General features: G+C 72.1%; 7 protein-coding genes. 4 read left to right on the forward strand and 3 right to left on the reverse strand.

Annotated elements, in window-relative coordinates; translation table 11 throughout:
- A partial coding sequence (locus QZ433_RS04915; protein ID WP_295780344.1) for an amidase occupies positions 1 to 1132 on the reverse strand: 1132 nt, incomplete at its 3' end.
- Between the two features lie 118 nt (positions 1133 to 1250).
- Between QZ433_RS04915 and QZ433_RS04920 the strand changes: the two genes are divergently transcribed.
- Positions 1251 to 1931, forward strand: coding sequence for a phosphatase PAP2 family protein (locus tag QZ433_RS04920; protein WP_295780345.1), 681 nt, complete (start codon positions 1251 to 1253; stop codon positions 1929 to 1931).
- A gap of 16 nt (positions 1932 to 1947) precedes the next feature.
- The gene (locus tag QZ433_RS04925; RefSeq protein WP_295780348.1) at positions 1948 to 2775 is read left to right on the forward strand and encodes a DUF1206 domain-containing protein; all 828 of its coding nucleotides are present in this window, start codon (positions 1948 to 1950) and stop codon (positions 2773 to 2775) included.
- Positions 2776 to 2782: 7 nt separating this feature from the next.
- Here QZ433_RS04925 and QZ433_RS04930 read toward each other — a convergent pair whose 3' ends face one another.
- Positions 2783 to 3409 carry a TetR/AcrR family transcriptional regulator C-terminal domain-containing protein gene (locus QZ433_RS04930; protein ID WP_295780350.1) on the reverse strand — a complete coding sequence of 209 codons (627 nt, stop codon included), beginning with the start codon at positions 3407 to 3409 and terminating at the stop codon, positions 2783 to 2785.
- A gap of 171 nt (positions 3410 to 3580) precedes the next feature.
- On the opposite strand from QZ433_RS04930, the gene QZ433_RS04935 reads away from it, so the two are divergent.
- Positions 3581 to 5182, forward strand: coding sequence for an amidohydrolase (locus tag QZ433_RS04935; RefSeq protein WP_295780352.1), 1602 nt, complete (start codon positions 3581 to 3583; stop codon positions 5180 to 5182).
- A gap of 17 nt (positions 5183 to 5199) precedes the next feature.
- Positions 5200 to 6555, forward strand: a complete 1356-nt coding sequence (locus QZ433_RS04940; RefSeq protein ID WP_295780354.1) for an APC family permease — start codon at positions 5200 to 5202, stop codon at positions 6553 to 6555.
- 42 nt (positions 6556 to 6597) lie between these two features.
- Here QZ433_RS04940 and QZ433_RS04945 read toward each other — a convergent pair.
- Positions 6598 to 7218, reverse strand: a 621-nt coding sequence (locus tag QZ433_RS04945; protein ID WP_295780356.1) for a LamG domain-containing protein, incomplete at its 5' end; no start/stop codon positions are given.

A 7218-nucleotide genomic window follows, 5' to 3' on the forward strand; every position in this document is an offset into this window, starting at 1 on the left:
CCGCGTTCGTGCGCAGGAAGGTGTCCATGGCCCACACCGCGAGGTCGCCGACCTCGTCGTCGAGGAACTCCCGCGTCACGAACCCGCGGTCGAGGAAGTCCTCGTCGCCCTCGTGCAGCTTCTCGTACCGGTCGACCACGGGGAAGTCGGTCTCGACGACCTCGGCGCCCGCGGCCTCGAGGTCGGCGCGCAGGTCGTTCCACAGGCTCATGACGCTCTCGCGCGTGACGATCGGCGAGGCGTTGTCCGGATCGCCGTTGATGTAGATGCGCGGCACGGCGAAGCGCCGTCCGGCCAGGGGGAGCGGCTCCAGGTCGGCGAACGATGCGGGGCGCACCTCGGACGGCTGCGGCAGGGCGATGAACGGCTGCGTGCGCCAGAGGTCGCCCTCGGTCTGCGGGTCGTCGGCGACCACGGCATCCAGCACGTGCTTCATGTCCGCGATCGAGCGGGTGTGGGGGACGACGACGTCCATCGTCGGCACGAGCGGCCAGTTGCCGCGCACCGAGATGACTCCGCGCGAGGGGGTGTAGGCGACGAGCGCGTTGTGCGAGGCCGGCGCGCGCCCCGACGACCACGTCTCCTCGCCGAGACCGAAGGCGCAGAAGCTCGCCGCCGTGGCCGTGCCCGATCCGTTGGACGAGCCCGATCCGAACGCCGAGGTGAGGTAGTCGCCGTTGTACGGGGACTCGGCGCGTCCGTGCACGCCGCGCTGCATGCCGCCGGCGGCCATGGGGGGCATCGTGGTTAGGCCGAGGAAGACCGCTCCGGCCGCTCGCAGGCGCTCGATCGCGAAGGCGTCGTCTCCGGCGATGAGGTCGCGGAACGCGGGGGATCCGGATGCCACGGGCAGACCCTCGACGCGATAGCTGTCCTTAGCGGTGAACGGGATGCCGTCGAGCGGGCCGATCGCCTCGCCGCGGGCGCGACGCCGGTCGCTCTCCCGCGCGTGCGCGAACGCGCGCGGATCGAGGACGGGGACGCTGTGCAGGCGGATCCCGGAGCGGTCGTACGCCGCGATGCGGTTGAAATAGCGGGCGACGAGCTCGACACTGGTGACGTCGCCGGCGTCGAGGGCGGAGCGCAGTCGGTCGATGTCGGCTTCGACGACGGTGAAGGCCTCGGTGGTCATGGCGAAAACCTACACCGTTTGTTTTACGGGGGCGAGAGGGAATTTCCGGCGCCGGAGTGCTCGCGCCGGTCGCGGCAACCGGTACCGCTACCGCGTCCGCGCCTGACACGATGCGGGGATGGAAGCCCCCACCGACGAGCCCGCCCTGCTCCCCGATCGTCCGCGCGTCGACGCGCGTCGGCCCGTCGCCCTCATCGTGGGCGTCGTCGCCGCGGTGCTCTTCGTGGCGCTGCGTGTGGCCGTCGACCTCGACGGCGGCGCGCCCCTGGCCTTCGACGTGTGGTGGGACGACGCGATGGCCGCCCTGGCGAACCCCGTGCTCGTCATCATCGCCTGGATCCCCGCCACGGTCGGCGGGACGATCGGCATGATCGCGATCGGCGTCTCGACGACGATCGTCTTCCTGCTCGTCAAGCGGCCGTGGGACGCGCTGAACGTCGCCTCCGCGATCGCCCTCGTCGTCCTCATCGGCGCCCCGCTCGCCGCGGTCATCGCCCGTGCGCGACCCTCCGACTCTCTCGCCGAGACCCAGGCGACGTCGTTCCCGTCCGGGCACACCGCCGTGGCGACGACGATCGCAGTGACCCTCGCGCTCATCCTGCGCCGCGGGTGGATCTGGGCCGCGGGTGTCGTCTGGGTGCTGCTGATGATGTGGAGCCGCACCTATCTGCACGCGCACTGGCTCTCGGATGTGACGGCCGGGCTGCTCGAGGGGGTTGCCGTCTCGACGCTCGTCTGGGCGCTGATCGACGTGTGGCGAGTGCGTCGCGCGCAACGGGTGGTCGGTGACGAGGGCTGAGCGTTAGCGTGCTCGGATGACTTCCGCCTCCGCCTCTGCCTCCGCCTCTGCGTCCGCCGCCGCCGACAAAGCGCAGGACTCCACCGCTTTCCGCGTCGCGGCCCGGATCGGCTACGTCGTCCTGGGCCTGCTGCACCTGCTGATCGGCGCGATCGCCGTCTCGATCGCGACCGGCGGGGGCGGCGAGAGCGCGGATCAGAGCGGAGCGGTCCAGCAGGTGGCCTCCGCTCCCGCGGGCATGCTGCTGCTGTGGGTGATCGTCATCGGCCTCGCCGCTCTCGCGGTGTGGCAGATCGCCGACGCCGTGGCGGAGCGCGACCCCGACGCGAAGAAGCGCTGGGCGCACCGCGCGAAGTACGTCGGCACCGCCGTCGCCTACGGGGCCATCGGGGTCACCGCGTTGACCGCCATGATGGGCGGGCGATCCGAGTCCGCCGACCAGTCCCGCACGATGAGTGCGCAGCTCATGGCGTCGCCGGGCGGGCTCGTCGTGCTGGTGATCATCGGCCTCGCGGTCGCGGCGATCGGCGTGGCCTTCGTCGTCCGCGGCATCACGAAGGCGTTCATGAAGAACATCTCCGCTCCCGGGGGCACCGCGGGGCGCGGCATCCGGATCTTCGGCATGGTTGGCTACATCGCCAAGGGCATCGCGATCGGCGTGGCCGGCATCCTGTTCCTCGTCGCGGCCTTCGCGCACGACCCGAACGCGGCGGGTGGGCTCGATGCGGCCCTGCGCTCCCTCGCGGGACTGCCGTTCGGGCAGTTCGTGCTGTGGCTCGTGGGCGCGGGCCTCGTCGTGTACGGCCTGTTCTGCTTCGCTCGCGCGCGCTACGCGCGGATGTGAGCTCCGCTCACTCCGTGCGCGGGCGTGCGCCGGCGATCAGCAGCGAGAGGCCCAGTTCGAAGGCCCGTGTCGCGACCGGGTCGGTCGGGTCGTGCGCGTCGAGGGCCGCGTAGGCCGCGGCGAACCGCGGCACGTCCTGCTCCTGGCCGGTCGGGTCGAAGATGACGGTCGGGCCGCTCCCGTCGAGGACGCTGCCGAGGATGAACGACTCGAAGGCCGTCAGCAGCGGGAGGATGTCGTCGCTCGTCCATCCCACGCGTTCGGCGGCGACGGCGAAGTCCTCGTACTGCGACATCAGCAGCGGTGCCGACGCGCGGTTGCCCATCAGCAGGGGGATCGCGCGCGGGTGCAGGCGGAACGCGTCGCGGTAGGAGCGCGCCCACAGCAGCAGCCCCTCCTCCCACTCCCGATCGCGCAGGAACGAGGAGTCGATTCGCGACGACACGATCGCGCGTACGTCCTCGATCAGGGCGGCGAGGTTGGGGACGTGGTTGTACAGCGACGTGGGGTGCACCTTCAGGCGATCGGCGACGCGGCGGATGCTCGCTCCCTCGCTGCCGTCGCGGTCGACGAGGGCGAGGGCGGCGCGGGCGATCGCGTCGCGCGAGAGCTTGGGCTGGGTCGGCCGGGGCACGGCGGGGCCTTTCGGTGGGGTTCGACCACGCTACGCGATGCGGCGTGTTTCGGCCGTGTAAGGCGTTCGTGACGAGTCGTCGACGCCGTCGACGATGCGCGCGAAGACGCCGTAGCGTTCTTGAAACCTACGCTGTATGTTTCTCGCAGCGCGGGATTCGAGGAGGTTTCCATGGCGGCCATCGTCTTCACGGGCGGCGCGATCCGGATCGACGGACGCTCGCCCGACGTCGACCGGCTCGTGGTCGTCGACGGCGTCATCGCCGAGCCGCGGCATCCGGTGCCCGCCGACGCCGAGCACGTCGACCTCGAGGGCGGGCTCCTGCTCCCCGCGTTCCGCGACGGTCACGCCCACCCCCTCCTGGCCGGACGCGAGCGCACGGGACCCGCGCTCCGCGACGCCGCCGACGTCGACGAGATCGTCGACCGCGTCCGCGCGTGGGCGGCCGCGTCCGACGCCGCGTGGCTCGTCGGCGGCAGCTACGACGCCACCATCGTCGAGGGCGGCCTGTTCGACGCCCGCTGGCTGGATGCGGCGACCCCCGACCGCCCCGTCGTTCTGCACGCGTGGGATTACCACACCGCCTGGGTCAACACCGCGGCGCTGCGCGCGGCCGGAGTGGATGCCGACACCCCCGACCCCGCGCTCGGCCGCATCGTCCGGCGGGCCGACGGGTCGCCGTCGGGCACCCTCGTCGAACGACCCGCGATCGACCTCGTGCTCGACCACGCCCCGCGTCCCGCGGAGGAGGACGACGTCGAGGCGCTCGCCGCGGCCACCGCCCACCTCGCGGCGCAGGGCATCGCGTGGGTGCAGGAGGCGTGGACCGAGCCGCACGACGTCCCCGCCTGGATCGCGGCCGCCCGCGCCGGGCGTCTCGCCGTCGACGTCGACCTCGCGCTGCGCGCCGACCCCACCCGCTGGCCCGCCCAGGTGGAGGAGATGCGTCGCCTCGCCGCGCGGATCTCGGCCGAACCCGGTCTGACCTGCCGGACGGTGAAGTTCTTCGTCGACGGCATCCTCGAGAACCACACCGCCCACCTGCTCGAGTGCTACCACGACGCGCGCACCCGCGGCCTGCCGAACTGGCGACCCGCGGAGCTGGCCGCGGCCGTGGCGCAGTGCGACGCGGCGGGCTTCGACGTGCACCTGCACGCCATCGGCGACGCCGCCGTGCGCGCCGCGATCGACGCGGCCGAGGGCATCCGCGACAGCCTCCGCCGCGGCCGGCGGTTGACCATCGCCCACGCGCAGGTCGTCGACCCCGCCGACCTGCCGCGCCTGCGCGACCTCGACGTCGGCTTCTGCTTCCAGCCCCAGTGGGCGATGGCCGACGCCGTGATGACCGAGCTGACCCTGCCGCGGCTGGGACCGCACCGCGAACGCCAGTACCGCATGCGGGCGGCCCGCGACGCCGGGGCCCGCCTGAGCTTCGGCAGCGACTGGCCCGTCACCTCTCCCGACGTCCTCGCGGGCCTGCGCACCGCCGTCACCCGCCAGGACCCCGACGGGCTCCCCGCCGGCGGCTGGCAGCCCGAGGAACGACTCACCCTCTCCGACGCCATCGACGCCGCCACGAGCGGCGTGGCCCTCCAGGCCGGCGATCACGACAGCCGCGGCACCCTGCGCCCCGGCATGATGGCCGACCTCGTCTGGCTCGACCGCGACATCCGCAGCGGCCCCGCCGACCGCATCGCCGACGCCCGCATCCGGGGCACGTGGCGACGCGGCATCCGCACCTTCCGCGCCGTCGCCGCGACGGCCGCCCACTGATCCCGAACAGGAACCCGATGTCCGCAACCGACACCTCGCTGCGGCGAGTGATGGGAGTGCCCTCCCTCGTCATCTTCGGCCTGGCCTACATGGTGCCCCTCACCGTGTTCACCACGTACGGTCTCGTCGCCGTCACCACCGGCGGTCACGTGCCGACGGCCTACCTCGTCACGCTCGTGGCGATGCTCTTCACCGCCTTCAGCTACGCCGCGCTCGTGAAGGCCTTCCCCCGTGCGGGCAGCGCCTACACGTACGCCCGCCGCGCGTTCGGGGGACACGTCGGCTTCCTGACCGGATGGTCGCTCATGATCGACTACCTGCTGCTCCCGCTCATCAACTACGTGCTGATGGGCATCTACCTCAACGCCCAGCTCCCCGGCATCCCGCCCTGGGTGTTCGCCCTCGCGGGCGTGCTCCTGATCACGGGACTGAACATCGTCGGCATCACCGTCGTGCGCAACGCCAACCTCGTTCTCGTCGGCCTGCAGCTCGTCTTCGCCGCCGTCTTCGTCGTGTGCGCGGTGCTGCACGTGCTGCAGAGCCCCGGCGTCTCGCTCCTGCAACCGCTGTACGACGCCGGTCTGACCTTCCCCGGTCTTCTCGCGGGTGCGGCGATGCTCGCCCTGTCGTTCCTCGGCTTCGACGCGATCTCGACGCTCTCCGAAGAGGCCCGCGACGCGCAGCGCACCGTGCCCCGCGCGATCATCCTCACGACGGTCATCGGCGGGCTCATCTTCACGGTCATCGCGTACGTGTCGACCCTGGTCATCTCGAACGTCGCGGATCTGGAGAACCCGGATGCCGCGGCCAACCAGATCATGGAGGTCTCGGCCGGTCGCTGGCTCGAGGTCTTCTTCCTCGTCGCCTACATCGCGGGCTGCATCGCGGCGGCGCTCGCCTCGCAGGCCAGCGTCTCGCGGATCCTCTTCGCGATGGGCCGCGACGGGGTGCTGCCGCGCTTCTTCGCCCGGCTGAGCCGCCGCTACCAGACCCCGATCGGTGCGGCGCTGTTCGTCGGCGTCGTGTCGCTGGCCGCTCTCTTCGCCGACCTCAACACGGTCGCCTCGCTCATCAGCTTCGGGGCTCTCGCCGCCTTCTCGCTCGTGAACCTGTCGGTGGTGAAGCACTTCCTCTTCGACGAGCGACGCCGCGGGGCGGCGGCCATCGTGCGGTTCGGGGTGCTCCCGGGCCTCGGCTTCGCCCTCACCGCCTGGCTGTGGTTCAGTCTGTCGCCGCTGGCCCTCACGGTCGGGCTGGTGTGGATCGGCGTCGGCATCGTCTGGCTCGCGGTGCTCACCCGCGGCTTCCGCCGTCGCCCACCCGAGGTGGAGTTCGACGACGAGGCCCCGGCTCCGGAGCGGGTGGTCGCCTGAGCTGTCGCCGGTGGGCGCGCGAGAGCGACGCCCACCGGCGCCTCACCAGGCTCCGGCCTGGTAGTGCGACTGCACCTCGGCGGGGGTGAGGGCCCGTGTGTAGACGGCGCCGTATTGCAGCGACCCCGTGAAGCCCGTCGGGGGAGGCAGGGGCGGCAGGCCGGCGTCGGGCCAGTAGTCCAAGCGCCCGCATCCGAAGCGCCACCAGCCCGAATAGACCTGGGCGTGCGTGGACGCGTCGGTGCCGACGAGCTGACCGTCCACGTAGAGCCGCGTGCCGCTGCTCGACAGGGTCGCCACCACGGCGTGCCACGCGCCGTCGGCGTAGGAGCGACCGGGCGGGGTCGTGATGGTCACCAGGCCACCGGGGTATGTCCCGAAGACGACCCGGCCCGCCGCGTCGAGGTACACGTGGCGGTCCCACTTGTCGGTGTCGAAGGCGGTCCCGTAGCTGTTGCCGAACCCGACGATCTTGCCGCTGGGCCGGGTGGTCGTGGCGAACCAGACCTCGAGCGAGAACGACTCCGGATCGTTCAGCGGGCCGGGGACGAAGAGGCACTGCGCGCCCGCGAAGAGCGAGGAGCGGGCGGGGGCATCGTGTCGGCATCCGATCGAGGTCGTCGTCGCGGGTGGCAGCGACCACGTCCCGGTGCGACCGTTGCC

Source organism: uncultured Microbacterium sp., assembly GCF_913776565.1.
Lineage (GTDB): Bacteria > Actinomycetota > Actinomycetes > Actinomycetales > Microbacteriaceae > Microbacterium.

Coding starts and splice junctions, on each gene's coding strand:
- QZ433_RS04940 (WP_295780354.1), top strand. CDS start 5,200: ATGTCCGCAACCGACACCTCGCTGCGGCGAGTGATGGGAGTGCCCTCC.
- QZ433_RS04935 (WP_295780352.1), top strand. CDS start 3,581: ATGGCGGCCATCGTCTTCACGGGCGGCGCGATCCGGATCGACGGACGC.
- QZ433_RS04925 (WP_295780348.1), top strand. CDS start 1,948: ATGACTTCCGCCTCCGCCTCTGCCTCCGCCTCTGCGTCCGCCGCCGCC.
- QZ433_RS04920 (WP_295780345.1), top strand. CDS start 1,251: ATGGAAGCCCCCACCGACGAGCCCGCCCTGCTCCCCGATCGTCCGCGC.